Raw genomic sequence first — 24417 nt, 5'->3', positions numbered from 1 at the left:
GATGCCAACCCGCCGATTTTTTCTGCACCAGACGGGGCTTGGCCTGGCGGGTCTGCTGGCCGGGCCCTGGGCCCTGGAAAGCTGCCGGTCGACCACCGCGCCAATACCCATCAAGGGTCAGCTGCGTGGCGCCAACCAGGCCGTGGGTCACCTGCTGCGCGGAGGTACGGCCTTCCCGGCTCCAACTCACGAACAGCATCTCGATGTCCTGATCATAGGCGGTGGCATAGCCGGTTTGTCGGCCCGGCGGTGGCTGCATCGGCAGGGCCTGTCAAACACCTTACTGGTTGAACTCGACGAGCAAACCGGCGGCAACTCGAGCCATGGCCAGAACGCCGTATCGGCTTACCCCTGGGGAGCGCATTATCTGCCCGTACCCGACCCTCGCAACACCGAACTGATCGATTTCCTGCGCGAGGTCGGCACCATAACGGGACTTGCCGACCAGGGCCAGCCCATCTACAACGAATATCACCTCTGCCACGACCCGCAGGAACGGCTGCTCATAGACGGTCACTGGCAGGAAGGGCTGGTGCCGGAGCGGGGCGTTCCGGCCAGTGACCGGGCGCAACTGGCGCGCTTCTTTGCCCTCATCGACACCCTGAAACAGGCCACAGGGCAGGATGGTCGCGATGCCTTTGCCATTCCACTCGATCGCTCGTCGGCCGACCCGACCTTTCGGGCGCTGGACACTATCTCCTTTGCCGATTACCTCGACCAGCACGGGTACACCTCGCCCTATCTGCGCTGGTACCTGTCTTATGCGTGCCGCGACGACTACGGCGCCACCCCCGAAACGGTGTCGGCCTGGGCCGGGCTTCATTATTTTGCCGCCCGAAAAGGAAAGGGCCGTACACAAACGGGCGGCCTCGTTGCGGCCAGCGATGTGCTGACATGGCCCCAGGGAAACGGCTTTCTGCTCGACCACCTCCGCCAGTCCGTCGACAGCCCGCCTGAACAACCGAACCTACTAACCCATCATCTGGCCCATGCCATTCAGCCACACGAGCACGGGGTCCGGGTGCTGTGTTACAATGTGGCCGCCAAACGGACCATCGCTATTCAGGCGAAGGCGGTGCTGCTGGCCACTCCGCAGGTTGTAACGAAGTCACTGCTCAGGCCCCTGGCTCCCGACCGGGCCGCCTTCGCCGATCAGGTACACAGCGCACCCTGGCTGGTGGCTAACCTGACCGTTAACAGCCTGCCCCAGGGTGGCGGTATGCCCCTCTGCTGGGATAACGTCGGCTACAATACGGCCTCGGTGGGCTACATCACCGCCAACCATCAGGACGTGAGTGACCAGCCCAAACGGGTTATAACCCTCTACTGGCCCCTCACCGATGCCCCGCCCCACGAAGCCCGCCAACGCGCCTATCGGTTGACCTACGCAGACTGGGTTCATCGGGTGCTGACCGAGCTGGAGGCCCTGCACCCCGGTGTTACGCCCTCTGTTGAGCAAATCGATGTGCAGGTATGGGGTCATGGTATGGTAGCGCCTACCCCCGGCTTCGTCTGGGGTGAGGCCCGGCAGCAGGCTATGCGTTCGATCGGCAACCAGCTGTTTTTCGCCCATTCGGATCTGAGCGGGATATCTCTTTTCGAAGAAGCCTTTTATCAGGGCATCCGGGCCGCACGCGAAATAATTCAGGCACTGCACCCATCCACCCACCCCGTCTGACGGCCTATGCAACCCTGGATTCGTTCTCCGCGCTACGATGGTGTGTTCATCCTGATGCCGCCGTTTATAGCCCTGCTGATCGTGATGCTTCTGCCCGACCGCTACCGGACAACCGCCGACATGCCGGTACTGAGCTGGTTTTTGCTCGTCGTCCTGATCGATGTGGCGCATGTGTACAGCACCCTGTTTCGCACCTACTTCGACCGGGCGCGGTTTCGGCGGCAACGGTGGCTGTTCGTGGGGGTGCCGACCATCTGTTATCTCGTCGGAGTTGGGCTGCACAGCCTTGGCGCGGGGGTGTTCTGGCGGGCTCTGGCCTATCTGGCGGTTTTCCATTTTGTTCGGCAGCAGTACGGCTTTTTGCGGCTCTATGCGCGCAGCGAATCGAGTCGGTTTGCCTGGCTCGACACGATGACCATCTACGCGGCCACGCTCTATCCGCTGCTAATCTGGCACCTGACCCCCAATCGGAATTTTAACTGGTTTACCGACGGCGATTTCTGGCAGACCGACTGGCCGCTGGGTCGGCAGGTCGCCACGTTGCTATACGTGGGTCTGCTCGGCCTGTATCTGGCGAAAGAACTGGTCACGGGTTTTCGATACGGCACCGTTAACCGGCCACGCAACCTGCTGGTGCTCGGCACGGCCCTGTCGTGGTACGTCGGCATTGTTTATCTCAACGGCGATCTGGCGTTTACCCTGCTCAACGTCGTGTCGCACGGCATTCCGTATCTGGCGCTGATCTGGCTCACCAACCCGCCCGGGTTCAGGCGCCGACCCGCGCTGGCGCAGCGCGCATGGCTGCGGCTGGTCCTCTTTCTGGGCGTTATAATCGGGCTGGCGTACCTGGAAGAGGGCATCTGGGACGGTCTGGTCTGGCGCGAACACGGGGCCGTATTCGGCACCTTCCAGGCGCTGCCGACCGTTCAGAGCGAGTGGCTGCTCGCGTTACTGGTGCCGCTACTGGCCCTGCCACAGGCAACGCATTACGTACTGGACGGATTCATCTGGCGACGCGACGCCGGAACGGCTACCTGAGAAGCCAGTAAGTGTCGCTTTTTGTTCGTATTCGTATTAACCCGTACTTTGACTAGCATTAATCATTGACAGCCATGTTACGCTCTCTCGACATCCGAAACTACCGCAACCTGCGTCATCTGACCATCGGGAAGCTAGGCCGGGTAAACTTGCTGGTTGGCAAGAACAACACGGGTAAAACATCGGTACTGGAGGCAATTTACATATGGGCCAACTACGGGCGATTCCAGACTATATATGAGATCCTGGAAACCAGAGATGGCACATTTGAATCAACATCTGAAGAGCCGCAGCTACGGGCTCAGGCGCTGCTGGCATCCCTATTTACCAATCGCGTAAGCCGTACCAAAGAAGATTCAGCCCAGATTACCACTGAACGGAATGGTTCAAAAAGTCAGTTAACGCTTAGTTTGCGTTTGATGGAGCCAGCCCCTTCGGAAGTAGAGATAACGCCGACCAAGAAGCTGTTATTTTTTGAAGTAGACTCTGACGCAGATCACAACATTATACAGCCTTATCATATACTCGATGCCAAAACGCGAAGCGATTTTTCGTTTCTGCAGCCACGAGATATAAAAAACCAGTTTATTCGTTCGAACGAGATCAATGCTGTAAACGTAGGGCACTTATACGACGAAATTGCCACAACAGATTGGGAAGAAGAGGTTGTATACGCACTCAGGATCATAGACTCCAGAGTCAGCAAACTGAATTTCAGAACCGATATTATAAGCAACAAGCGCTACCCGATCGTACGCCTGGAAGATAGCAATCAGCAACTTCCTCTCCGTTCAATGGGCGATGGTATTAACCGGATTCTAACTATTATTCTCGCGATGGTTAATTGCGAGAATGGCTATTTATTCATAGATGAGTTTGAAAATGGCTTACATTATTCCGTTCAGGAGAAATTGTGGGAAGTCATTTTCCACCTGACTGAACGACTTAACATACAAGTGTTTGCGACCACGCACAGCAGTGATACAATAAGAGCATTCACGTCAATACTTGCCCAAAAAGGTAGCTCAGAAGAAGCGGGTAAGGTGATTCGTCTTCAACTTCACGAAGGTGAAGTTCGAGCTGTCGATTACTCACCTGAGGAATTGGGAACTGCCGTCGAATTCAATATCGAAGTGCGGTAATATGAGAATAGATGAGAAGTTCAACGCCAAGCTGCTAGTAGAGGGCAACGATGACCAACATGTTATCTGGGCTATTTGTGAAAAATACCAAGTTGCCGAATCGTTTGACGTAATTGATGCACAAAGCAACAGTCAAGTTCTCAGGCGACTGCCCGTCGATTTAAAACAAGAAGGAATCAAAACCGTTGGCGTTATTCTAGACGCTGACCAGGATTTGAGAAATCGTTGGCAAAGCTTAAGAACTAGTTTAGAGCGATTTGGCTATGAGCTTCCGGAGGAGCCAGAACCGCGTGGATTCGTTCAAAACTCAGGAAACCTCTATCCTAGAATTGGGATCTGGCTCATGCCCGATAATTTACAATCAGGCATGCTGGAGAATTTTATTACATCGCTGATTCCACCGGGGGACTTACTAAAACCCTACGTTCAGCAAGCACTGCTTGATATTGAGCGTCAATCCATAGAAAGTCGGTACAACCCAGAATACCACAGGGCCAAAGCATTTATTCATACCTGGCTGGCCTGGCAAAAAGATCCCGGTACACCGATGGGCCTGGCTATTACAAAAACTTATCTTGATCATAACGCCGAACTTTGTCAGCGTTTTGTGAACTGGCTGAACCGATTGTTCAGCACCCCATAACATGCTCGACTTTCGCCTGAACGTTTTTTATACCGTTGCCAAGCGGCTTAGCTTTACCAAAGCCGCGGCCGAGCTGTACGTAACGCAGCCCGCCGTGACCAAACACATTCAGGAGCTGGAACACCAGTTCGGTACGGCCCTGTTCGACCGGCGTGGTAATCAGATCAGCCTGACGGCCGCCGGAAGCCTGCTGCTACGTCATGCTGAAACCATTATGGCTACCTACCGACAGCTGGAGTTCGACATGAACGCGCTCAAAGGCGAACCGGGCGGGGCGCTTCGGCTGGGTGCCAGTACGACCGTAGCCCAGTATGTTATCCCACCTATTCTGGCTCGGTTTCACGAGCAGTCGGCCGATGTCAGTATTTCGCTGCTGAACGGCAATACCGAGCAGATTGAACAGGCGCTGCTCCGGAACGATATCGACCTGGGGCTGGTAGAAGGCCGAACCCACCATAGCGACATCCGCTACACGCCTTTCGTCAAAGATGAGCTGGTCCTGATCTGCCGCGCCGACCACCCGCTGGCCGACCGCGACGACATCTCCCTCGATGAACTGAGGGCCACCCCAATTTTACTGCGCGAACGCGGCTCAGGCTCGCTCGAAGTGATCGAACACGCGCTCCGGGGACAGGGCATCAAACTGACCGACCTGACCATCGAAATGCAGCTGGGCAGCACCGAGGGCATCAAGTCCTATCTCAGCTATTCGCGCTGCATCGCCTTTGTGTCGGTATTCGCGGTGCAGGAAGAGTTACGGGCCGGTACGCTCAAGATCGTTGACGTGCAGAACCTGACCATTAACCGCGAGTTCTACTCCATCCAGCTGCAGGGCGTTAGCGAAGGGCTGCCCGATACCTTTATGCGCTTTGCGCGCCAGCATTACAAACGCCGGGACTAGCCTCCCGACGGCCGACCGCTCATCCCTTGCTCTACCTGCCCTCGCTCCCTTTTTCGTAGTTTTACTTCCCAAACCCAATCATCATGCAAACGCATTCGTTACTTGCCCTGCTGACGGGCCTGTACGTCACTACCACCAGCGTAACGGCTCAGCCTCGCCCGGCCAAAGCACCACCTGCCAAAGCCAGAAACGCATCGTCTTCGGCCCTCCTCCCCGAACAACGGCTCCCCCGTACCGAACCCGAAACCCACCTCCGCTTCCTGGCTTCTGATGAATTACAGGGTCGGCGGACTGGCGAACCCGGTAACCGGATTGCGGCCCGCTACATTGCCGAGCAGTTTCGGCTGCTGGGCCTCAGGCCCGCCGGCGAAGGAAACGATTATTTCCAGCCTATTGCGTTCGACCGGGTCGGGTCGGCCACGATGGCTACACTGACGCTGGGGAAAGATACCCTCCGGCTCGGTAAAGATCTGGTCGTGATGGCTGGTGGGCCGTCTACCCTGTCGGGCGAGGTCGTTTACGTCGGTTATGGCCTAACCGATGCTGAAGATGGCTACAAGGGCCGCGACGTGAAAGGCCGTATTGTCGTGGCGCAGGGTGGCTCTCCGGAGGCTAAAGGACCGGGCGAAATCTTCCGGGCGTCGAACCGGAAGCGCCAGCTGGCCACCGAAAAAGGCGCAGCAGCCCTGATCGAGCTGTATGCCGAGTCTATTCCGTGGGGCTTCGTTAACCAGTATTTCAGCCGCGAACAGGTCAGCCTGCCCGCCCCGGCTGATGGGGGCGCGCCGGTGGCTCATCTGTGGGTCAACAATACCAACAATCAATTTAAACAATTGAAAGAGCCCGGCCAGTCGGTTACGCTGCGTACGTCGGGACGGCCCCGCTCAACGGCGCCGTCGGCCAACGTAGCCGGCATTATTGAAGGAACTGACCCCAAACTTAAAGACGAATACGTGGTTCTGTCAGCGCACTTCGACCATGTTGGCGTCGGTAAACAGGGCGGCAATCCCTATCAGCCATCGGACAGCATCTTCAACGGCGCGCGCGACAACGCTTTCGGTACGGTAGCCCTGCTGTCGGCGGCCAAGTCGCTGACCCAGCAACGGCCTAAGCGTTCTATCCTGGTACTGGCCCTGACGGGTGAAGAAGTTGGGTTACTCGGCAGCCGGTATTATGCCGAGCACCCGCTGGTACCGCTGAAACAGACGATCTTCGATCTTAATACCGATGGAGCAGGCTATAACGACACCACGCTCATTTCGGTCATCGGGCTGGAGCGAACCGGGGCCAAAGCCGAAATAGAAGCCGGGGCCAAAGCGTTTGGCCTTGGTATCTTTGCCGAACCCGCCCCCGAACAGGGCCTCTTCGACCGGTCCGACAACGTTAATTTTGCGGCCAAAGGCGTACCCGCTCCTGATATCGCACCGGGTTTTACGGCCTTCGACGCAGCCATCGGTAAATATTACCACCAGGCGATCGACAATCCTGACTCCATCGATTTCGGGTATCTGCATCGCTTTTGTCAGGCGTATGCACACATGGCCCGGCTGATTGCCGACCGCGCCACTCGCCCGCAATGGGTAGCGGGCGATAAGTATGAAGCCGCCGGAAAAGCCTTGTATGGTCAGTAAGCAAACTAATCAGGCTTCCCCGACGTTTATTCAGTACGAACGACATCCGACATGCTGCTCAAATATCTGTTCATCATCACCCTGATCATTCTGTTTGTACCGCCGGTGCGCCGGTTTGTGTTCTATCTGCTGGTTGGCCGGCAGCTGGTTAAGCAACAGAAGCAACACCCGAATAGCAACCGCCGGGAAGGCGATGTGCGCGTGGAAAACCGTCCAAAAGGCGATACGCGCTTTCAGGGGGGCGAGTATGTCGATTACGAAGAGATCAAATAACGTCTTGATACAACGCAGGAGGGGCGCATCGACTGGTTCGATGCGCCCCTCCTGCGTTTATAGCCAGCTACTCTACGGCATATTCTTTTCGGTATTTTACGGCCAGGCCCGTCATGCGGTAGCCGTTGGTGGTCTGCGAGGTAAAGTAGGTGTAGCGCACCCCCACCAGCGCATCGGCGCCGAGCTTCTTCGCATCCATGGTCATCCGGGCCAGCAACAGTTCTTTCTGCTGCATATCGTTACCCCGGCTCAGCATTCGCCGATTCTGGGTCTGCCGATCGGTCAGCGGCACCTCGCCAATGGATTCCAGCTCGCGGATGGGTTCAAACGATCGGTCGGGTTTCTGGTTGTCGTAGAAGACATCGACCGGGTAGTTCGGGTTATTCTGCAAATACACAATGGGCTGGAAACAGCCCGTTAACAGACCGCATACCCCCACGATTATCAATAAACAGCCCAGCGTTTTCATACCTTGGTTTCCAGTCGGTTGAGCAGATCGACAACCACGCGTGGATAATGTTCATGTTCCAGCTTCTGTACCTTATGTGCCACATCGTCGGGCGTGTCGGCGGGCTCTACCACACAACTGGCCTGAAAAATAATCTGGCCTTCGTCGTAGCGTTCGTTCACATAATGGATCGTGATGCCCGATTCGGTTTCGCCCGCAGCCACCACGGCTTCGTGCACGAAATGGCCGTACATGCCTTTACCGCCAAATTTGGGCAGCAACGCCGGGTGAATATTGACGATCCTGTCCGGAAACGCCTGGACTAGCCCGGCCGGCATCAGCCACATGAACCCCGCCAGCACGATGAGATCAATCTGTTGCTGTTGCAGCAGGGTCGTAATCCGCTCGCTGTCGTAGAATGTCGTGCGATCAAACAGCAGCACCGGAATATGCAACCGGCGCGCCCGCTCAATTACGCCCGCCCTGGGGTTGTTAGACAGAATGAGCGCCACATCAATATCGGCATAGGCCGCACAGTACTCGGCTATTTTCTCAGCATTGGAGCCGGAGCCGGACGCAAACAGAGCAATTCGTTTCAAGGTCGGTACGAGTTGGTAACGGAAGGTCGGTAACGCAGCTGAACGAACCGATACGCACGACAATCGGCTCAAACATACAACTTTTACCTATTTTTGTGGTGATTCGCCCCTATTCAATGCTGGCAACTAACCAACTTACGTTTGCCTACGGTTCGTCCAGGCAGTTCGTTTTCCCGGACGTTTACTGCGCCGACCGCGAAGCGCTCCTGATTCTCGGCCGCTCAGGCACGGGCAAAACCACGTTTCTGCACCTGCTGGCGCTGCTGCTTCGGCCCCAGAGCGGTTCGGTTACCATGAACCAGACCGACCTGACAAAGCTCAGTCCGGCCGAAACGGCGGCTTTCCGGGCCAGCCACGTGGGTATTGTCTACCAGAAACCGCATTTTGTCAGCTCGCTGTCCGTACTCGATAACCTGCTGCTGGCCAATTACCTGGCCGGAAAACCGCAGAACAAAGCCCGCGCCCGCGAGCTGGCCGGTCAGCTCGGCTTCGGTGATCATCTCAGCAAAAAAGCCAACCAGCTCAGTCAGGGTGAACAACAGCGCGTCAGCATCGCCCGCGCCGTGATGAATCAGCCCGGCGTCATACTGGCCGACGAACCCACCTCCAGCCTCGACGACGAAAATACGGCGCGGGTGGTTGACCTGCTTCGGCAGCAGTCAGAACAGATCGGGGCCAGCCTGATTGTGGTAACCCACGACCAGCGCCTGAAAGATGCATTTGCCAATCAGGTTCTTCTTTAATCCTAATGAAAAAAGCGTTCTGGCTCCTGTTGTTGCTTCCATTTTTATCAACGGCTCATGCCGACAACGACGCACGAGGCCCCGGCAAACCTGGCAAAAAGAAAGACTATCTCGTAACGCTCGAAACGCCCTACGGCCCCATGCAGCTCGTGCTGTATGACCAGACGCCGAAGCACAAGGAAAACTTTATCAAGCTCGTTGACCGGCGGTTTTACGACAGCCTGCTGTTTCACCGGGTTATCCAAAATTTCATGATTCAGGGGGGCGACCCGAACTCAAAAAACGCCAAACCTGGCGAACCGTTAGGTAATGGCGATGTAGGCTATACCGTTCCGGCCGAAATTTTTCCGAACTTGTTTCATAAGAAAGGCTCACTGGCCGCAGCCCGAGACAATAACCCCGCCAAAGCGTCGAGCGGATGCCAGTTTTACATCGTACAAGGCCGCGTCTGGCCCGACGATGAACTGCAGAAGCAGATCGAACGCAGCCGAAGCCGCGCGCCGGAGCGGGTAATGAGCGATGCGCAGAAGCAGACGTATAAAACCCTCGGCGGCAGCCCGCATCTGGACGGCAGCTATACGGTTTTCGGAGAAGTGATTCATGGGCTGGCCGTAGTCGACAGCATTGCGCGCCAACCCCGCAGCGCGCAGGACCGCCCTGTAACCGATGTGCGGATGCGGATGACCGGCGCGTGGGTCAAAAAAAAGAAGATTACCAAACAATACGGGTATCAATACTTATGACAAAAATCCTAATTACCGGCGCGAATGGGCTGCTGGGGCAGAAACTGGTGGGTTTACTGGCTCAACAACCCGACATTGAGCTGATTGCCACGGCCCGGGGGCAGAACCGGCTTCCGTTTACTGAAGGCTATACGTATCGCTCGATGGATATCACCGACCGGCAGCAGGTCCTCGACGTAATCAGCGATGTTCAGCCACAGGCGGTTATCCACGGAGCCGCCATGACCGATGTGGATAAATGTGAACTCGACAAGGAAGCCTGCTGGGCACAGAACGTTACGGCTACCGAATACATCGTTGACGCCTGCAAACAGACCGGCGCGTTCCTCTGCCACGTTTCGACTGACTTCATCTTCGACGGAGCCGATGGACCCTACGACGAATCGGCCGCGGCCAACCCAATCAGCTTCTACGGCTGGAGCAAGTATGCCGCTGAGAAAGTAGTACAGCACAGCGGCATCAGCTGGGGTATTGCCCGTACGGTGCTCGTTTATGGCATTGCGCACGACATGAGCCGGAGCAATATTATTCTCTGGGTCAAGAAATCGCTGGAAGACGGCAAAACCATTAAAGTCGTGACCGATCAGTTCCGCAGCCCGACCCTGGCCGAGGACCTGGCCAGCGGATGCGCGCTCATCGCCACCAGACAGGCCACCGGTATCTTCAACATTTCGGGCAAAGAAGTACTGACGCCCTACGAAATGGCCATCCGCACCGCCGATTATTTCGGGCTGGACAAGTCTCTGATTACCCAGGCTGATGCATCGACGTTTACACAGGTGGCCCGCCGGCCACCCCGCACCGGCTTCATTATCGATAAAGCCCGCACCGAATTAGGGTATGCTCCCCACTCGTTCGAGGAAGGTATTGCGACCCTGGCCAGCCAGCTCCAGCAGCCCGCATGACGATACAGCTGAAAGTGAAGCCCGGCAGCAAGGTTGATTCGCTGTTCTACGATGCGGCCGGACTCCTGCAGGTCAAGATCAAGGCACCGGCGCAGGATGGAAAAGCCAATGCGTACCTGGTCGAGTTTCTGGCCAGACAGTTGGGCATACCCAAAGCCAGTGTCACGATTACGGCGGGTTTCACCAGTCAGCACAAACGGGTCGATATCGACGCTCCGGCTGAGACCGTGGCGCGGTTTACCGATCGGATTGCCCGACCCTAGAGCAACCAGCAGCTGTCTTCACATATGCGTATAAACAGCAAAGCGCTCGACTCGGATTTGAGTCGGGCGCTTTGCTGTTTATACACTAAAAAAACTTACAGCGGGTTCTGAACAATGGCTTTGTTAGAATCCAGCTCCCGGCGCGGGAACAGAAACTCCCACTGAGGATCACCTGCTTTTACGTCGAAGATAACAGCTACTGCCGGGTTGTGGTTAGCTCCGTTCCGGTTCAGGGGCAGGTTCATCCGTTTCAGATCGGTAAACCGAACGCCTTCGCCCCACATCTCGATACGGCGGTGGAAAAGAATCTCGTCGATCAGCGCCGTACCGGTTTTGGTTGACCGAACATAGGCCGGATCACGCTTGCTGACCAAATCGAACAGAACTCCGGCGGCTTCGGCTGTTTTGCCCAGCCGCGCCTGTGCTTCGGCTTCGATCAGGTACATTTCAGCCGCCCGCATGTATGGAACATCGCCCATGGTGCTGGTCGATGGCGTACCCGGCAGCCGGAACTTCTGAGTCATGTATGCAACCCGCAAACCACCTGCCGGCACAACCGAGTTGGCCGCTGTCGGAGTTTTTACCCACATCTTCGACCGGACGTCCGTAGCCGGAATCTGATCATACACCAGGCTATTGATCAGTTTAGGCGTCACCCGAATATTGGTCGAGTTGAAGTTGCTGGAGATATAGGAGTGAAACGCCCCGAAAAATTCCGACTGATCTTCGATGTGGTCGAAGCCCCACATCCACTCCGGGTTGTTGATCTCAGAAAATCCTTCCTGATACTGCGCAATGCTCATCAGCGAAAACGACTTACGAGCCTCCGCGGCAAACCTGGCCGCATCGGCCCAGTTCTGCTGGGTGAGCGCCACACGGGCCTGAAACCCTTTGACCACCTCCAGATTGATGTGCGACTTGTAGGTACGGGTCGACGTTAGCAGGCCGGCCGCATCGACCAGATCCTTGTTGATCTGCGTGTAAACGTCTTCTACCGTGGCGCGGGGCAGTCCATCGGTTGTAGGCGTCAGCACGAGTGGAACACCCAGCTGGCTGTTCGGCTTAGCCGCCCCGTCGTACCGCTTGCCATAGAGCTGAACCAGGTTGAAGTACGAAAAGGCCCGCAGCGCCAGGGCTTCGCCTTTAACCTGATTCCGCTCGGCCTGCGAACCCGTAGCGTTGTCGATGTTGGCAATAGCCAGGTTCGCGTTACCGATGAGCCGGTAATACAGCTGATACGGGAAGCGGGTCATGGTATTGACATCAGACCGGTGGGCAATCCAGCGCTGCTCGCTCAGGTGCCAGTTGTTGGAGGTATTGCTCAGAATCAGATCTTCGCCCATGGCATCCAGAATGATCATCATGGCCGGATGACCGAAGTGCCCCTGCGAGTCCAGATACCGCAGCACCATGGCCCGGTAAATACCGTTGATAGCGGCCGATGCGTTTTTGGTCGTTGCGTAAATAGCCCCGGCATCGACGCTTCCCGTAGGCGAGGTTTCCAGATAGGATTCTTTACAGGAGGTAGCAAACAGGCCCATCCCAACGAGCACTGTCAAAACTATTTTTTTCATTAGTTGTCTGACGTTTAGAGCGAGAATGAAATACCCATAACCAGGCTTTTAGCCGGGCTGAACACGTTGGAGGTGGTACCGGCAAAGCTCTGCTGAACGTTCATGCCCTTACGAGCCGACAGCAGGAAGAAATTCTCGCCACTGATGTACACCTGCGCGTTTTGCACGAATATCCGGCGCGAGAGGGTGTTCGGAATCGAGTACCCGAGCGTTACCGACCGAATGTTGAGATAGCTGGCGTTGGTCAGCCACCGGTCAGAAGCCGCATCGAAGTCAGCCGTCCGGCCGTTGTCCATCCGAGGCACGTTGGTTACGTCGCCGGACGATTGCCAGCGGTTCAGAATGTCGACGTGTTTGGCACTACCGTAGCTACCCGATCCCATCAGAGCCGCGTAGGCCCCGTCGTAAATTTTACCACCAATCTGGTACACCAGCAGGCCCGACAGCGTCAATCCTTTGTAGTTGAACGAGTTGGTGATACCACCTGTCAGCTTGGGAATCGAGGTGCCGTTGTAGTGGAAACGGGCATTGTTGATGCTGGTCGTCACGGTATCGCCGGCTTCGGTAATACGCGAGTTGGCCGCTACGAAGGTATTGGCCCGGTACTGAGCTTCGCCCGTTGCGGGGTTCACCCCCATGTATTCACGAAGCCAGAAATCATAGATTGAATGACCAACGGACAGCTTTTTGGTGCCGTCAATGATCTCCGGAGTTTCGTCCGGCATCTTCGTGATCTGGTTTTTCAGGCGGGTCGCGTTCAGGTCGATGCGCCAGGAGAAGCCCTGGGTACGAACCGGCTCCAGGCCCAGTTCAAGTTCAACACCCCGGTTGTACATCGTACCGATGTTCCGCGTTACAGTCGTGATCCCCGTTGACAGCGGCAGCGGTACGGCAAAAATCAGGTTCGACGACTGGCGGTTGAAGTACTCGATCGTACCCGTAATCCGACCTTTGAACAGGCCAAACTCCAGCGCCACGTCTGATGAGTTGCTCGACTCCCACTCCAGATCCCGGTTGCCCAGGCTGGTCTGGAGCGAACCGGCTTCCAGCGCGTTGTTGTTGTTCAGCGCGAAAAGTGGCTGCCAGGCATAGTAGCTGATGGTATTGTTGGCAGCAAAGCTACCCGTATTACCACCGCCATCGTTACCCGTCTGTCCGTACGACGCGCGCAGCTTTAGCAGGCTGATGCTGGGAATGTTTTTCACGAAATCTTCCTGATCCAGCCGCCACGCGCCACTTACTGAATAAAATGTTCCCCAGCGGCTGTCGCGGTAGAACTTGCTCGTGCCGTCGCGCCGAACCGATGCCGATACGAAGTAACGCTGGTCATAGTCGTAGTTGAAACGCGAGAAGTACCCTTCTACCCGCCGAACGTTGTATACCGAGTTCAGGTTGGTCGTTGTGGTAAAGTTGACCAGTTCATAGTTGCCGTCCAGTACCTGCTGCGAGCGGGAGCCCGTCAGAAAGTTGTCGGTCACGCTGAAGTTTTCGTGGCCCAGCAACACGCCTACGGTATGCTTCCCAATCGACTTATCGTAGTTCAGCAACTGGTTCAGGTTATAGCCGCTGATGTTCTGAAACTCGTGCGTGGCCCGACCGGCCGGCGCCCCATCGCCAATTTCGGGGTTGCCGTAAGTCACGTTGTTGATGTTGGTAATGTCGGCTCCGAAGTTGGCCGTCAGTTTGAAGTCTTTCAGGAAGGTTACTTCGCCATAGGTCCGGCCGCTCAGCACGTTCCGGCGGAAGTAGTTCTGGTTCAACTCGGTTTCCGCAATGGCATGCCGACCAGCATATTGCGTACGGGAGGGTAGCCCCAGGGCGGTCAGGTTACCGTAGTCATAACGCCGGTTACCGTTGGGCAGGGTCAGAAACTGCCCCGGATTAGCCGGGTCGTAGGCATAGACCGGGTAGATCGGCCCCATGGTACGGGCAAAGAAGAATGGGTTAACGAACGACGTACTTCCGTCGGCATCGGCCTGGTTGGAGTTCGACACGGTAGCCGATAGGTTAGCACCGGTTCTGAACCAGGGTTTTATCTGCGAATTGATGTTGAGCCGGGCCGTATACCGTTCAAAGTCGGAGCGAATCAGGTAGCCTTTGTCGCTCAGGTACGAGAGCGACAGGAAATAATCCGTTTTGTTTTGTCCGCCCGCAAAGCTGAGGTTGTATTCATCCCGGTTGCCCTGGCGCATCAACGGCCTTGCCCAGTCCAGATCTTCGGCCGAATACAACAGACGCGCGTTCGGGTTGAGCTGCCCATCGACGCCAACCAGCTGATTGTCGGGTACGTTATAGATATTGTATCCAACCAGGCTGACCAGCCGGTTGCTGGCATCGGCATTGGCAGCCGACAAAGAAAGCGGGCTCGTAGCGCGATAGGCCAAACTGTTCCGGTACGATTCCCACATCAGCGGGTAGTACTCAGCCGGACCGACGCGCTCGTATTCGGGCAGGGCGCGGGTGTTGAGCCCTTTGGTATACCGGAACGAAATCGTGCTCTGGTCTTTAACGCCTTTTTTGGTCGTTATCACCACAACCCCGTTGGCGGCCCGGGCGCCATACAGCGCCGTTGAGGCCGCATCTTTCAGAATCGTGATGCTCTCAATATCGTTTGGGCTGATGTTGCTGATGTTAGCCGTAAAAGGAATACCGTCTACCACGTACAGCGGATCGTTACCCGACGAGTACGAGCCGAAGCCCCGAATCCGGATATCCGGCGCCGAACCGGGCTGGCCGCTACCGACCGTTGTCTGCACCCCGGCCGCGGCTCCGGCCAGCGCCTGCCCCACATTGGTTAGGGGGCGGGTTTTTAGATTCTCGGCCGAGATCGTACCGGCAGAACCCGTAAACGAAGCCCGCTTGGCCGTACCGAATGTCGTTACGATCACCTCGTCCAGATTAGTGGCATCGGCCTCCAGCCGAACCGAGATAGCCGACTGATTCCCTACCGCTACCTCCTGAGACTTGTAGCCTACGAAGCTGAACACAAGCCGGGTGCCGGGCGCTGCCTCGATCCGAAAATCGCCGTCGGCGTTGGTTGTCGTACCCCGGGTTGTGCCTTTGACCAGCACCGTAACCCCCGGTATAGTAGATCCATCATCGCCTGTTACCTTTCCGGTCACTACCTGACCCTGGGCCATAGCAGCCTGACTCAGTAGGACCACTATCAGAAGACAAATAAGTTGTAGAACTCTGTTCATGTTGATGGTTATGCGTTAAAAACAGTTTGCAATTTAATATGTTAATATGTCAACTAAGAAGTTTATGGAATAAAATTTGGCATTATTGGTTTTTATATAAGAATTATACCACTAATTGTTTATTTGACGATATATTATAAGTCGATCCAAATCATATAAATACTAGGATTAATACAAAAAGGGCGGTGACCATCCCCATTGGTATGATCATCGCCCTGACCGTTGCTGCCCGCAGGTAGCCGACAACATCGTTTGAATCAGTAGGGTTTATTGGTGTAAATTCAGCTTCATGCCCTCGTGCGAATCAACAAAGCCGAGCGACGCATAAAATCGTTTGGCATCATGCCGTTTCTTATCGGTAGTGAGCTGAAGCAGCCGGGCTCCCTTATCATTGGCACGCCGAATAATGTACTCAAACACGGTAGTGCCGATACCCTGCCCCCGGTACGCCGATTTGACCCGCACCGATTCTACCTGAGCCCGGGTACTCCCCTGGTGGGTCAGACACGGAATAAAACTGAGTTGAAACATAGCTACGATCTCGCCATTCTGTTCGGCAACCGTCAGTTCCTGGTTCGGATCGTTCGCAATGGCCCGGAACGCCCGGTAGTACGACTCGGGCAGAGGCAGCTGAAAAGGGTCTCTCGCAGCCCCCAGCGGATCGTCGGCCAGCAGCCCGACAATATCGATCAGGTCAGCTTCAGTTGCCAACCGGTATAGTAAATTCATAGCGGCAGAGAGTTAATAGATACGAGTCCGATTGGAACAGCACTAAATGCAACACCCGCTGCTGTGTTCCCACAACAACGGGTGCGCAATAAAATAGGTACCGACCAACGATCCAACGCCCTATACCGCATCGACGGGTTCCTCGGCTCGTACGGCCGCTTCCGGGCGGGGAATGTAGTGGCGGAAAAAGCTGAGGAGCATACGAGAACCAGTAAATTGTTTTGTATTGGAGCATTCAGCCCAAGTTATGATATAGCCTTCAAGCTAACAACAACCTACTTCTCATAGGTCGTTTACTTTTCCCCTCTCGCTGCACGTAGTCCTATCAACTACATACGGGCGTCATCCTTCCAATGTTTGGCAGAATTTTAAGGTATTTTCTTTACAAAATAATACCGAGTACGTTTAACCAACGTCGTTTTATTCCAGGTTGATTCATCGATTACATTACCCTCTGTATCATAAGTAAATAGCATTCGTCGATCAGAGGGAACTGCTTGCGGACGCCCGTTAGTAATGTGTTGATTTCTTTGATAATATTGTTTTTCTGTCAGTTGATTTTTTTCATTGTATCGATTTTTATAGACAAGTGTTTTTTGATCACCCATGACCTGGTATGTTTCTATCAAATTACCGCTATCATCATAACGATATTCATCGCTACTACCAGTATCGCCATCAATACTATACGTAGTAGAGCTAACGGCACGACCAGCGCTGTCATAGGCAAAAGTAGCACTCAAATAAAACCCACCCCGTTCTTCCGAATGATTGTAAAGCTTAATACGTTGGCCTTGTGAGTTAAAGACGCTCTTTTGATGAACCCATATTTTTTTATCAGGACTCAATTGCTGATAGTCGGTCTGATTACCATTTTTATCATAAGTATAGATAAATAATTGCAGCAAATTACTGTTTCCGTCGTATCCTGTTTCCTGAGTACACAGACCTTTATCATTATAATCGAATATACCCTTGTATCTCAGTTTGCCCATAGAGTCATATTGTCGCCTTTCAATTAAATTTCCCAGGTTATCGTAAAATTTGTGTTCTGTTAAACTGCTATCGTTAGTAGCAAGATCTATTCTGTAGGTCAATATTTGCTGAATACGATTTTTCTTTCGGGTTAATCGCTCGAATTCATATTTTTTCTCTTCATTTTGTGCTTTTAGCGCAAGGTTTGCTAAAAAAAAGATGGCGATGGTGAACTTGAGAATCATATGAGCTAACGGTGGGGTAATTGCCCAAATTTATTAAACCACACATTAAACTCAAATTACATCAACGGGTTATTCGGCTGTTTAATAGCAGTTCATTTAGTCTTTGTAATCTAGTCGTCAGACAGGCAAGGTAAGCGTTCACCTGATATTCATTTCGAGCACCAGCGGGTACTGTTTTGGGCGAAACACGTATCTTTAATAGAATTTTGAAAAAAATACGTATATGGGTAAAGTGAAGCTAACCCTGACTGTTGACGAACAGATAGTGGCCAATGCCAAACGGCTGGCCAAACAGCAGCACCAATCCTTATCGGCTATGATTGAGCAGCTTCTGACGTCGGCAGACGTTGGCATACCTGAATCAAGTCCGGCCAGTTCGAGCGCTCAGAGCCTACGGGGCATTGCCAAAAGCAGCCTGAGTCAGAAAACCGATAAGCAGATTCGGGACATGATGTACAGAGACCATTTCGGCCTATGACCATTTTTGCGGATACAAACGTGATTCTGGACTGGCTCCTAGACCGCGAAGATACCTTTGCCGACGAAGCGACCCGCCTGTTTCTAGCTGCCGAAGAAAACCGCCTGACTATTTACATCTCCGCCGGTTCGGTTTATACAGTGTCTTATGTATTGCACCGTGCCGGAAAACGAGGGCAAAAACAGCGAGACGCGCTACTGAGCTTTCTGGCTCTCGTACAAGTGGCGGGAGCTGATAAAAATACGTTTGCAACAGCCAGCCAATTGATGACCATCACAGACCTGGAAGACGGGTTTCAGTATCAAACCGCGCTGGATAATCGAGCCATCCAGTACTTTGTAACGGGTAACACCAAAGATTTTCGTCTGGCAGATCAGAGCCAATTACCTGTCGTAACACCCGCCGAGATGCTTACAAAATTGTCTCCTCCGTGAGCTTTGTTGCCAACCTTAAAAGCCGTCAATAGTAAACGTCTGGCGAATGCAGATTCATTATCCAGACTTTTAAAAACGTGCCCTCACTCTCCCTTTAGCATACCTGTGAGGCCTCAACTACTCTGGTTGATTACACCGCATCGACGGGTTCTTCGGCTCGTACGGCCGCTTCCGGGCGGGGGATGTAGTGGCGGAAAAAGCTGCTGATTTTCATCTGTAGTACACCAAAAACGGCCTCTTTGAAAATCTTGGACGACATTTTTGAGACGCCTTTGGTACGGTCGGTGAAAATAATGGGGACTTCGGTAATCCGGAATCCGTATTTCCAGCACGTAAATTTCATTTCGATCTGGAAAGCATAGCCCACAAATTTGATTGGGTTGTGCAGAATCACTTCCAGCACCTCGCGCCGATAGCAGACAAAACCGGCCGTGGGGTCCATAATCGACATGCCCGTCACGAACCGCACGTACACCCCGGCAAAATACGACATCAGCACCCGGCCCATGGGCCAGTTTACCACGTTTACGCCTTTGATGTACCGCGACCCGACTGCCACGTCGGCCCGCTTCGGCCCTTCATCCGCACAGGCGTGGTACAACCGGATCAGATCTTCGGGGTTGTGAGAGAAGTCGGCATCCATCTCGAACAGGTACTGATACCCCCGCGACAAGGCCCACTTAAACCCATCGATATAAGCTGTACCCAGGCCCAGTTTACCCCGCCGTTCGAGCAGGTGAAGCCGCTGCGCCGACCCGTTGGGAGGGAATTCTTCCTGTAAATCGCGAACACGGCGGGCCGTTCCGTCCGGCGAGCCATCGTCAACGATCAGGATGTCGAACGGCTCGGCCAGGCTGAACACTTTACGGATGATAGCCTCTATGTTCTCTATTTCATTATATGTGGGAATAACCACCAAACGTTCTTTCACGATGTCGAGCAGGTTAGTATGAGGGATCTATTACTACAACACGAAACCTATGCGTTTTTGTACAATTAAGCCATTAAAAATTGTTAATCAGCGATTTAGCACCAATTTCTTCGGCCAGGTTACGTGCTTTCTTCAAACAATCGGCCAGCGAGAGGCCACCGTACCAGTTGGCGCAGACCAACAGTTTATCCGCTTTAACCGCAGCTACCTGCTGCTGCACAGCTACAATCTGCCAGTCATACTGCGGAATGGCGCTCTCCCAGCGGTAAATGGCCCGAAATACGGGCTTTTCAGACCGAATCTTAAAGCTCTGGGCCAGCTCCTGGTGGACATTCCTGAAAATAACCTCGTCGGGCTGGCGGGCGTTATCGACCGCGGTCATACCACCCACAAACGTCGTAAACAGCACCTCATCGGCCGGGCATCGACCCGAGTCGGGTCCGGTACCGAACACCGAACTGCTCCAGATATGCCCGGCGGCAAACCGCTTCTCTACGGCGGGATTCAGCCCACCAAATCCGTTGAGAGGGTGCTGCACGTCAGCGCGTTTGTAAGCTGAATGAACCGCCGTCATGGGCGGATACCGAACCGCCTGCAAGGCCTGTGCCAACCCTTCGTAATAAGGCGCAACCAACCGCGCAGTCGCATTGGCCCCGACTGCCAGCACCAGTTGATCGACCTCGGTTATTCCCTGTACGCTGGTCACGCGCCAGCCGTTGCTCGTGCGGGTAAGCTGGCTGACCGGATCGTTGAGCGACAGCTTCGTTAAGCGGGCGGCCAGAGCGTCGGGCAGGGCCTGCATCCCGTTCCGGAAGCTGAACGACTGCCGCCGACCGGCCGCCGACTGGTTTTTGATCAACCCTTTCAGTACCGATCCATACTCACGCTCATAAGTCAGCAGCATCGGAAAGGTTTCGGATACCAGCAACTGATCCGGATCACCGGCATAGATACCGCTCACAAACGGCGCCAGCGCATAGTCGACCAGTTCGTCGGAGAACCTACGCCGGAAAAACTGACCCAGCGTTTCAGAACCGGTCGATCTGGTTTTGTTGAAAAGCTCCCGAACAATGGCCCATTTGGTACGCCAGCTGAAGAACGTACCGCCCAGCAGCGACGGCGGCCCCGACGGCAGCGCCCGGTACTGCCCATTGCGGTAAATGAAGCGGGCTTTACTGACGGGGTTGGCAAAGAGCAGCTCGGGGGTGAGGCCGAGTTCGTCGATCCAGGCCAGCAGCTCATCACCGCCCAGCAGTGAGTTGGGGCCCAGCTCGCGCAGGTACGACGCGTTGCCCACCAGCTCGCGCCTGGACCGGATGTAGCCCCCCGGCTCGGCCGAGGCTTCCCAGAGGTGATAGTCAACGCCCCGCTTCTGTAGTTCGTAGGCCAGGGTCAGCCCCGAAATACCCGCGCCAATGATACCGATTCTCATGAACGGGCAGGGGGCTTAACGGTTTCGGTTCGTTTCTGCAGTTTGCTGACCACTTCTTTATAGATCGCTTCCATATCGCGCGGGTGCGATGCGTAGTACTTGTAGCTTTGGTTGTAGGCCGATGTGTCGGTCTTGAACCGACGCAGAATCTGTTTCTCCAGCCGCTTGTAAACAATATTGGACGAGTCGGACGACGAGAACGCCATGCGACTTACGCGAGCTTCGGCCATGTGAATCTCGACCAGAATATCGGCCATCCGATCTTCATCGAGCAGGTTATCGGGCCGCTCATCGGCCGGCACTCCGCAGGCCATCATCCAGAAGGCCGTTAGCAACAGCACGCCCTGACGAACAACAGCAAATCGATTACGGCGCATAGAAAGAAAGATTACAGACTACTTTTGTAAGGCAGTCGCGGTGCACAAAGTTCGGGCATGGCTGTTAAAATACCCTAACACCTATCACCTATGGATGAATTTCTGGCCAGACTTCGTCATTTCGACATTCGGATCCGGAAAGCCGTCAACTCGCAGATGCGGGGCAGCTTCCGGTCGGTCTTCAAAGGGACCGGGCTGGAGTTTGCCGACCTGCGTCAGTATCAGTACGGCGACGATGTGCGCGCCATCGACTGGAACGTATCCTCAAAAGGCCACGGCACCTTCGTCAAGGTGTTTCGGGAAGAGAAAGACCAAACCGTTTTTTTTGTGGTCGATGTCAGCGCTTCGCAACAGGTCGGGCCGCACCACCGCGACAAACTCAAGACGACCAAGGAGGTATGTGGCGTGCTGGCCCTGTCGGCTATTCACGAAGCCAGCCATGTGGGCCTGTACTGCTTTTCGGATCAGAAAGAAAAATACATCAAACCCGGCAACGGACTAAAAACAGGCTATCAGCTCATTATGAGCCTGTTCAAGCTGCAACCCGAGTCGGGCCGGACAAGCATTGCCGATGCGCTGCTGTTCACACTCAACAGCCTCAAACGCCGGAGTGTGGTCATTCTGCTGTCTGATTTTATCGATCAGAGCTATGAACATAACCTGAAGGCACTGGCTAAGAAACACGATCTGGTCGTTATACACCTGTACGACCAGCGCGAGGTAAACCTGCCCCGGTTGGGCATCATTCCGGTATACGATACCGAAACCGGCCAAACGGTATGGGTCAACACTTCGTCGGTTTCGTTTCGGAGCAGCCTGCGCAACACGTTCCGGCAGAATCAGCTTCGGCTGGAGCGCCTTTGTAAACAATATAACGCCAACTACCTGGCCCTCGATTCGCAGGAAGACTTTGTTCCTAAACTCGTTGACCTGTTTCGCATTCGCAGAAAATAATGACTGGTTTCTGGGGCCTGCTCCGGCGGAGTGATGCGGCCATCGTTTTCATGCTCCTGCTGCTGGTGATCGACACCGGCGCCCAACCGCCCGCCCGGTCGCGGCTGACCGGTGCATTTCTGACCGACAGCATCGAGATCGGCCGGCCGTTCCGGTACGCGCTGACGTTCTATCACCGGCCAACCGTCGATGTGCTGTTTCCGGATACGGCCCGGCATTTCAGCCCTTTCCAGGTCCAGGACGTCGCTATATTTACGACCGAGACCACGGGCAGCGGCCCGACCGAGATCAGCCGCGATAGCGCCGTTTATACGCTGGTTTCGTTCAGAATCGACTCAGCCCAGCTCCTGCAGGTGCCCGTACGCCTGATCAATGCAACCGACTGCACGACCCTTTTTACGCAGACCGACACCGTTTTTCTGAAGTCGAAGCTCAAAGCCAGCCGCCCGGCCAGCCACACGCTGGCCAGCAGCACCCGCCTGGCGCCCCTGCGGCAACAGTTTAACTACCCTGTTCTGGGCCTTGTGCTGGCCATGGCAGGGCTGGCCGGCCTTCTGCTTTACGCCTTCTTCCGGCAACCCATCGAGCGTCAATACCGGCTTTACCGGCTCAACCGGCGCCACCTTCGCTTTCTGCGCGACTACAATCGCCTGAGCCGTAACATCACGCCGATAACCGCAGCCGACTCGGCCAACCAGGCCATCGTGCTCTGGAAAACCTATCTGACGTCGCTGGAACAACGGCCCTATGAGTCGATGACCACCTCAGAAATTGCCGAGCAAATTGCCAACGAACGCGTTACGGAAGCCCTTCGCGAAGCCGACCGGATGATTTATGGGGGGGCATTCTCGTCGCAGTCGCAGCCGGCCTTGCAGGTGTTGAGCGACATAGCCACTCAGGCGTATTACCGGCGCCGGATCACCTTGCAGTACCACAACCTGGTAACCCAGCCACTGACTTGATTTCTGACCTGACTCCCGACTATACCCCGCATGAAACCCTGGTACTCGCTCGACTGGCTTAGCCCGCTGCAATGGCAACAATACCGGTTCGCGTATCCGCTGGCCTTGTGGGGCATACCGGCGCTGGTGCTGCTGTTTCTGCTGCGCTATTACCTGCATCAGCAGGCTCAGCAACGGCTGAACATTTCGCTCGGTCCACTCTACGTTCCCCTCAGCGGAAACCGGCCGCAAGGGCTGGGTCAGTCGATACTGCGCCTGCTCCGGTACCTGTTGCCGCTGAGTGTTTTTGTCGGTGTTAGTTTTATCCTGATTGCGCTGGCCCGCCCGCAGATCGTGCGCGAACAACGGGAAGAAGATTCGGAAGGAATCGATATTATGCTCGCCATGGACGTCTCTGACTCGATGACCGAAACCGACCTCCCGCCCACCCGGCTGGCTGCGGCCCGACGGGTAGCGCAGTCGTTTGTAAATGGCCGCAAGAATGACCGGATCGGGCTGGTCGTTTTTGCGGGCGAAGCCTACTCCCTCTGTCCGCTCACGACCGACTACGCGCTGATTAAGCAGTATCTGAGCGAGCTGAACGCGCAGATGATCCGCACGTCCGGAACGGCCATTGGCGATGCGCTGGCCCGCTGTATTGTTCGGATGCGTGACCCGCTGGCGCCGGTTGCCGACACAACCCGACGCGATAGCCTGACAACCGCCAAAGAACGCAGCAAAGTCATTATTCTGCTGAGCGATGGCGACAACACGGCAGGAAACCTGGACCCGGTTACTGCCTCCCGGCTCGCCAGGGCTTTTTCCATAAAAATCTACACCATCGCCGTTGGCAGGCCGGTGGCCGCGCCCAACGAAGCCGCTACGGTTGATGAAGGCATTCTGAAAACCATTGCCACGACGGGGAGCGGCAGCTTTTACCGGGCTTCGGATGCGCGTCGGCTCCGGGCTATTTTTGCCGAAATTAACCGACTCGAACGCGCCCCGGTCCGCATCCGGGTGTATCAGGACGTGCAGGATTACTACCGGATTTACCTCTGCTGGGCCATTACCTGCCTGCTGTTTGGCCTGCTGCTGAAGAACACCATCTTCGGCAATGTACTCGAAGACTGACGCGGGCCT

The 24417-nt window shown here is 55.1% G+C and carries 25 protein-coding genes; 16 read left to right on the top strand and 9 right to left on the bottom strand.

Translation table 11 applies throughout. From position 1 onward, the window contains the following. Window position 1: 1 nt before the first annotated feature. The 7 genes from FBR45_RS15400 to FBR45_RS15370 all read left to right on the top strand — a co-directional run bounded on the left by FBR45_RS15400 (window position 2) and on the right by FBR45_RS15370 (window position 7306). Window positions 2-1678, top strand: a complete 1677-nt coding sequence (locus FBR45_RS15400) for an FAD-dependent oxidoreductase (RefSeq protein ID WP_138503850.1) — start codon at window positions 2-4, stop codon at window positions 1676-1678. Window positions 1679-1684: 6 nt separating this feature from the next. Beyond that, window positions 1685-2716: a hypothetical protein gene (locus FBR45_RS15395; protein WP_138503849.1), complete on the top strand. Its 1032-nt coding sequence runs from the start codon at window positions 1685-1687 to the stop codon at window positions 2714-2716. A gap of 74 nt (window positions 2717-2790) precedes the next feature. Beyond that, a complete protein-coding gene (locus FBR45_RS15390) occupies window positions 2791-3858 on the top strand; it encodes an AAA family ATPase (RefSeq protein WP_138503848.1) in 1068 nt (355 codons plus the stop codon). A gap of 1 nt (window position 3859) precedes the next feature. After that, entirely contained in the window at window positions 3860-4501 is a 642-nt protein-coding gene (locus FBR45_RS15385) for a DUF3226 domain-containing protein (protein WP_138503847.1), read from the top strand. A 1-nt stretch (window position 4502) separates the two neighbouring features. Continuing rightward, the gene (locus FBR45_RS15380; RefSeq protein ID WP_138503846.1) at window positions 4503-5402 is read left to right on the top strand and encodes a LysR family transcriptional regulator; all 900 of its coding nucleotides are present in this window, start codon (window positions 4503-4505) and stop codon (window positions 5400-5402) included. 83 nt (window positions 5403-5485) lie between these two features. Then, on the top strand, window positions 5486-7033 hold the full coding sequence (locus FBR45_RS15375) for a M28 family peptidase (protein WP_138503844.1): 1548 nt from the start codon (window positions 5486-5488) through the stop codon (window positions 7031-7033). Window positions 7034-7084: 51 nt separating this feature from the next. Continuing rightward, a complete protein-coding gene (locus tag FBR45_RS15370; RefSeq protein WP_138503839.1) occupies window positions 7085-7306 on the top strand; it encodes a DUF4834 domain-containing protein in 222 nt (73 codons plus the stop codon). A 67-nt stretch (window positions 7307-7373) separates the two neighbouring features. Here FBR45_RS15370 and FBR45_RS15365 read toward each other — a convergent pair whose 3' ends face one another. Both FBR45_RS15365 and purN read right to left on the bottom strand, forming a co-directional pair. After that, window positions 7374-7775, bottom strand: coding sequence for a hypothetical protein (locus FBR45_RS15365; RefSeq protein WP_138503837.1), 402 nt, complete (start codon window positions 7773-7775; stop codon window positions 7374-7376). Next, entirely contained in the window at window positions 7772-8353 is a 582-nt protein-coding gene (purN, locus tag FBR45_RS15360; RefSeq protein WP_138503834.1) for a phosphoribosylglycinamide formyltransferase, read from the bottom strand. Before purN ends, FBR45_RS15365 begins: the two co-directional genes overlap by 4 nt. A gap of 116 nt (window positions 8354-8469) precedes the next feature. Between purN and FBR45_RS15355 the strand changes: the two genes are divergently transcribed. From FBR45_RS15355 to FBR45_RS15340, 4 genes are read left to right on the top strand one after another with little or no spacing between them, the layout of a single operon-like run. Next, window positions 8470-9096 carry an ABC transporter ATP-binding protein gene (locus FBR45_RS15355; RefSeq protein WP_138503833.1) on the top strand — a complete coding sequence of 209 codons (627 nt, stop codon included), beginning with the start codon at window positions 8470-8472 and terminating at the stop codon, window positions 9094-9096. A 5-nt stretch (window positions 9097-9101) separates the two neighbouring features. Next, window positions 9102-9839 carry a peptidylprolyl isomerase gene (locus tag FBR45_RS15350; RefSeq protein WP_138503832.1) on the top strand — a complete coding sequence of 246 codons (738 nt, stop codon included), beginning with the start codon at window positions 9102-9104 and terminating at the stop codon, window positions 9837-9839. After that, the gene (locus FBR45_RS15345) at window positions 9836-10744 is read left to right on the top strand and encodes an SDR family oxidoreductase (RefSeq protein WP_138503830.1); all 909 of its coding nucleotides are present in this window, start codon (window positions 9836-9838) and stop codon (window positions 10742-10744) included. Before FBR45_RS15350 ends, FBR45_RS15345 begins: the two co-directional genes overlap by 4 nt. Continuing rightward, on the top strand, window positions 10741-11007 hold the full coding sequence (locus tag FBR45_RS15340) for a DUF167 domain-containing protein (protein WP_138503829.1): 267 nt from the start codon (window positions 10741-10743) through the stop codon (window positions 11005-11007). The genes FBR45_RS15345 and FBR45_RS15340 overlap by 4 nt, the downstream gene beginning before the upstream one ends. Before the next feature lie 95 nt (window positions 11008-11102). On the opposite strand, the gene FBR45_RS15335 is transcribed toward FBR45_RS15340, so the two are convergent. The 4 genes from FBR45_RS15335 to FBR45_RS15320 all read right to left on the bottom strand — a co-directional run bounded on the left by FBR45_RS15335 (window position 11103) and on the right by FBR45_RS15320 (window position 17730). After that, a complete protein-coding gene (locus tag FBR45_RS15335) occupies window positions 11103-12581 on the bottom strand; it encodes a RagB/SusD family nutrient uptake outer membrane protein (RefSeq protein ID WP_138503827.1) in 1479 nt (492 codons plus the stop codon). A gap of 14 nt (window positions 12582-12595) precedes the next feature. Next, the gene (locus tag FBR45_RS15330) at window positions 12596-15745 is read right to left on the bottom strand and encodes a SusC/RagA family TonB-linked outer membrane protein (RefSeq protein ID WP_246082260.1); all 3150 of its coding nucleotides are present in this window, start codon (window positions 15743-15745) and stop codon (window positions 12596-12598) included. Between the two features lie 303 nt (window positions 15746-16048). Continuing rightward, window positions 16049-16510, bottom strand: a complete 462-nt coding sequence (locus tag FBR45_RS15325) for a GNAT family N-acetyltransferase (protein WP_138503822.1) — start codon at window positions 16508-16510, stop codon at window positions 16049-16051. Between the two features lie 368 nt (window positions 16511-16878). After that, window positions 16879-17730, bottom strand: coding sequence for a hypothetical protein (locus tag FBR45_RS15320; protein ID WP_138503819.1), 852 nt, complete (start codon window positions 17728-17730; stop codon window positions 16879-16881). A gap of 223 nt (window positions 17731-17953) precedes the next feature. Between FBR45_RS15320 and FBR45_RS15315 the strand changes: the two genes are divergently transcribed. Both FBR45_RS15315 and FBR45_RS15310 read left to right on the top strand, forming a co-directional pair. Further along, window positions 17954-18208 carry a DUF6364 family protein gene (locus FBR45_RS15315; RefSeq protein ID WP_138503817.1) on the top strand — a complete coding sequence of 85 codons (255 nt, stop codon included), beginning with the start codon at window positions 17954-17956 and terminating at the stop codon, window positions 18206-18208. After that, complete coding sequence (locus FBR45_RS15310) at window positions 18205-18642, top strand: type II toxin-antitoxin system VapC family toxin (protein ID WP_138503815.1); 438 nt, start codon at window positions 18205-18207, stop codon at window positions 18640-18642. Before FBR45_RS15315 ends, FBR45_RS15310 begins: the two co-directional genes overlap by 4 nt. A 130-nt stretch (window positions 18643-18772) precedes the next feature. Here the strand turns inward: FBR45_RS15310 and FBR45_RS15305 are convergent, their stop codons facing one another. From FBR45_RS15305 to FBR45_RS15295, 3 genes are all read right to left on the bottom strand, one after another. Then, window positions 18773-19573, bottom strand: a complete 801-nt coding sequence (locus tag FBR45_RS15305; protein ID WP_138503813.1) for a polyprenol monophosphomannose synthase — start codon at window positions 19571-19573, stop codon at window positions 18773-18775. A 73-nt stretch (window positions 19574-19646) separates the two neighbouring features. Then, on the bottom strand, window positions 19647-21005 hold the full coding sequence (gene hemG / locus FBR45_RS15300) for a protoporphyrinogen oxidase (RefSeq protein WP_138503811.1): 1359 nt from the start codon (window positions 21003-21005) through the stop codon (window positions 19647-19649). Continuing rightward, window positions 21002-21382: a DUF4296 domain-containing protein gene (locus tag FBR45_RS15295; protein ID WP_138503809.1), complete on the bottom strand. Its 381-nt coding sequence runs from the start codon at window positions 21380-21382 to the stop codon at window positions 21002-21004. Before FBR45_RS15295 ends, hemG begins: the two co-directional genes overlap by 4 nt. Before the next feature lie 90 nt (window positions 21383-21472). Between FBR45_RS15295 and FBR45_RS15290 the strand changes: the two genes are divergently transcribed. From FBR45_RS15290 to FBR45_RS15280, 3 genes are read left to right on the top strand one after another with little or no spacing between them, the layout of a single operon-like run. After that, complete coding sequence (locus FBR45_RS15290; protein WP_138503807.1) at window positions 21473-22336, top strand: DUF58 domain-containing protein; 864 nt, start codon at window positions 21473-21475, stop codon at window positions 22334-22336. Beyond that, a complete protein-coding gene (locus FBR45_RS15285; protein ID WP_246082259.1) occupies window positions 22336-23298 on the top strand; it encodes a hypothetical protein in 963 nt (320 codons plus the stop codon). The genes FBR45_RS15290 and FBR45_RS15285 overlap by 1 nt, the downstream gene beginning before the upstream one ends. Before the next feature lie 30 nt (window positions 23299-23328). Further along, window positions 23329-24408, top strand: a complete 1080-nt coding sequence (locus FBR45_RS15280; RefSeq protein ID WP_138503805.1) for a VWA domain-containing protein — start codon at window positions 23329-23331, stop codon at window positions 24406-24408. Window positions 24409-24417 lie beyond the last annotated feature (9 nt).

This window comes from Spirosoma lacussanchae (assembly GCF_005870035.1).
Taxonomy (GTDB): Bacteria; Bacteroidota; Bacteroidia; order Cytophagales; family Spirosomataceae; genus Spirosoma; species Spirosoma lacussanchae.
The sequence above is the reverse complement of the archived record's forward strand: the minus strand, read 5'-3'. Positions and strand labels throughout refer to the sequence as shown.

Coding starts and splice junctions, on each gene's coding strand:
- FBR45_RS15400 (WP_138503850.1), top strand. CDS start 2: ATGCCAACCCGCCGATTTTTTCTGCACCAGACGGGGCTTGGCCTGGCG.
- FBR45_RS15395 (WP_138503849.1), top strand. CDS start 1,685: ATGCAACCCTGGATTCGTTCTCCGCGCTACGATGGTGTGTTCATCCTG.
- FBR45_RS15390 (WP_138503848.1), top strand. CDS start 2,791: ATGTTACGCTCTCTCGACATCCGAAACTACCGCAACCTGCGTCATCTG.
- FBR45_RS15385 (WP_138503847.1), top strand. CDS start 3,860: ATGAGAATAGATGAGAAGTTCAACGCCAAGCTGCTAGTAGAGGGCAAC.
- FBR45_RS15380 (WP_138503846.1), top strand. CDS start 4,503: ATGCTCGACTTTCGCCTGAACGTTTTTTATACCGTTGCCAAGCGGCTT.
- FBR45_RS15375 (WP_138503844.1), top strand. CDS start 5,486: ATGCAAACGCATTCGTTACTTGCCCTGCTGACGGGCCTGTACGTCACT.
- FBR45_RS15370 (WP_138503839.1), top strand. CDS start 7,085: ATGCTGCTCAAATATCTGTTCATCATCACCCTGATCATTCTGTTTGTA.
- FBR45_RS15365 (WP_138503837.1), bottom strand. CDS start 7,775: ATGAAAACGCTGGGCTGTTTATTGATAATCGTGGGGGTATGCGGTCTG.
- FBR45_RS15355 (WP_138503833.1), top strand. CDS start 8,470: ATGCTGGCAACTAACCAACTTACGTTTGCCTACGGTTCGTCCAGGCAG.
- FBR45_RS15350 (WP_138503832.1), top strand. CDS start 9,102: ATGAAAAAAGCGTTCTGGCTCCTGTTGTTGCTTCCATTTTTATCAACG.
- FBR45_RS15345 (WP_138503830.1), top strand. CDS start 9,836: ATGACAAAAATCCTAATTACCGGCGCGAATGGGCTGCTGGGGCAGAAA.
- FBR45_RS15340 (WP_138503829.1), top strand. CDS start 10,741: ATGACGATACAGCTGAAAGTGAAGCCCGGCAGCAAGGTTGATTCGCTG.
- FBR45_RS15335 (WP_138503827.1), bottom strand. CDS start 12,581: ATGAAAAAAATAGTTTTGACAGTGCTCGTTGGGATGGGCCTGTTTGCT.
- FBR45_RS15325 (WP_138503822.1), bottom strand. CDS start 16,510: ATGAATTTACTATACCGGTTGGCAACTGAAGCTGACCTGATCGATATT.
- FBR45_RS15320 (WP_138503819.1), bottom strand. CDS start 17,730: ATGATTCTCAAGTTCACCATCGCCATCTTTTTTTTAGCAAACCTTGCG.
- FBR45_RS15315 (WP_138503817.1), top strand. CDS start 17,954: ATGGGTAAAGTGAAGCTAACCCTGACTGTTGACGAACAGATAGTGGCC.
- FBR45_RS15310 (WP_138503815.1), top strand. CDS start 18,205: ATGACCATTTTTGCGGATACAAACGTGATTCTGGACTGGCTCCTAGAC.
- hemG (WP_138503811.1), bottom strand. CDS start 21,005: ATGAGAATCGGTATCATTGGCGCGGGTATTTCGGGGCTGACCCTGGCC.
- FBR45_RS15295 (WP_138503809.1), bottom strand. CDS start 21,382: ATGCGCCGTAATCGATTTGCTGTTGTTCGTCAGGGCGTGCTGTTGCTA.
- FBR45_RS15290 (WP_138503807.1), top strand. CDS start 21,473: ATGGATGAATTTCTGGCCAGACTTCGTCATTTCGACATTCGGATCCGG.
- FBR45_RS15285 (WP_246082259.1), top strand. CDS start 22,336: ATGACTGGTTTCTGGGGCCTGCTCCGGCGGAGTGATGCGGCCATCGTT.
- FBR45_RS15280 (WP_138503805.1), top strand. CDS start 23,329: ATGAAACCCTGGTACTCGCTCGACTGGCTTAGCCCGCTGCAATGGCAA.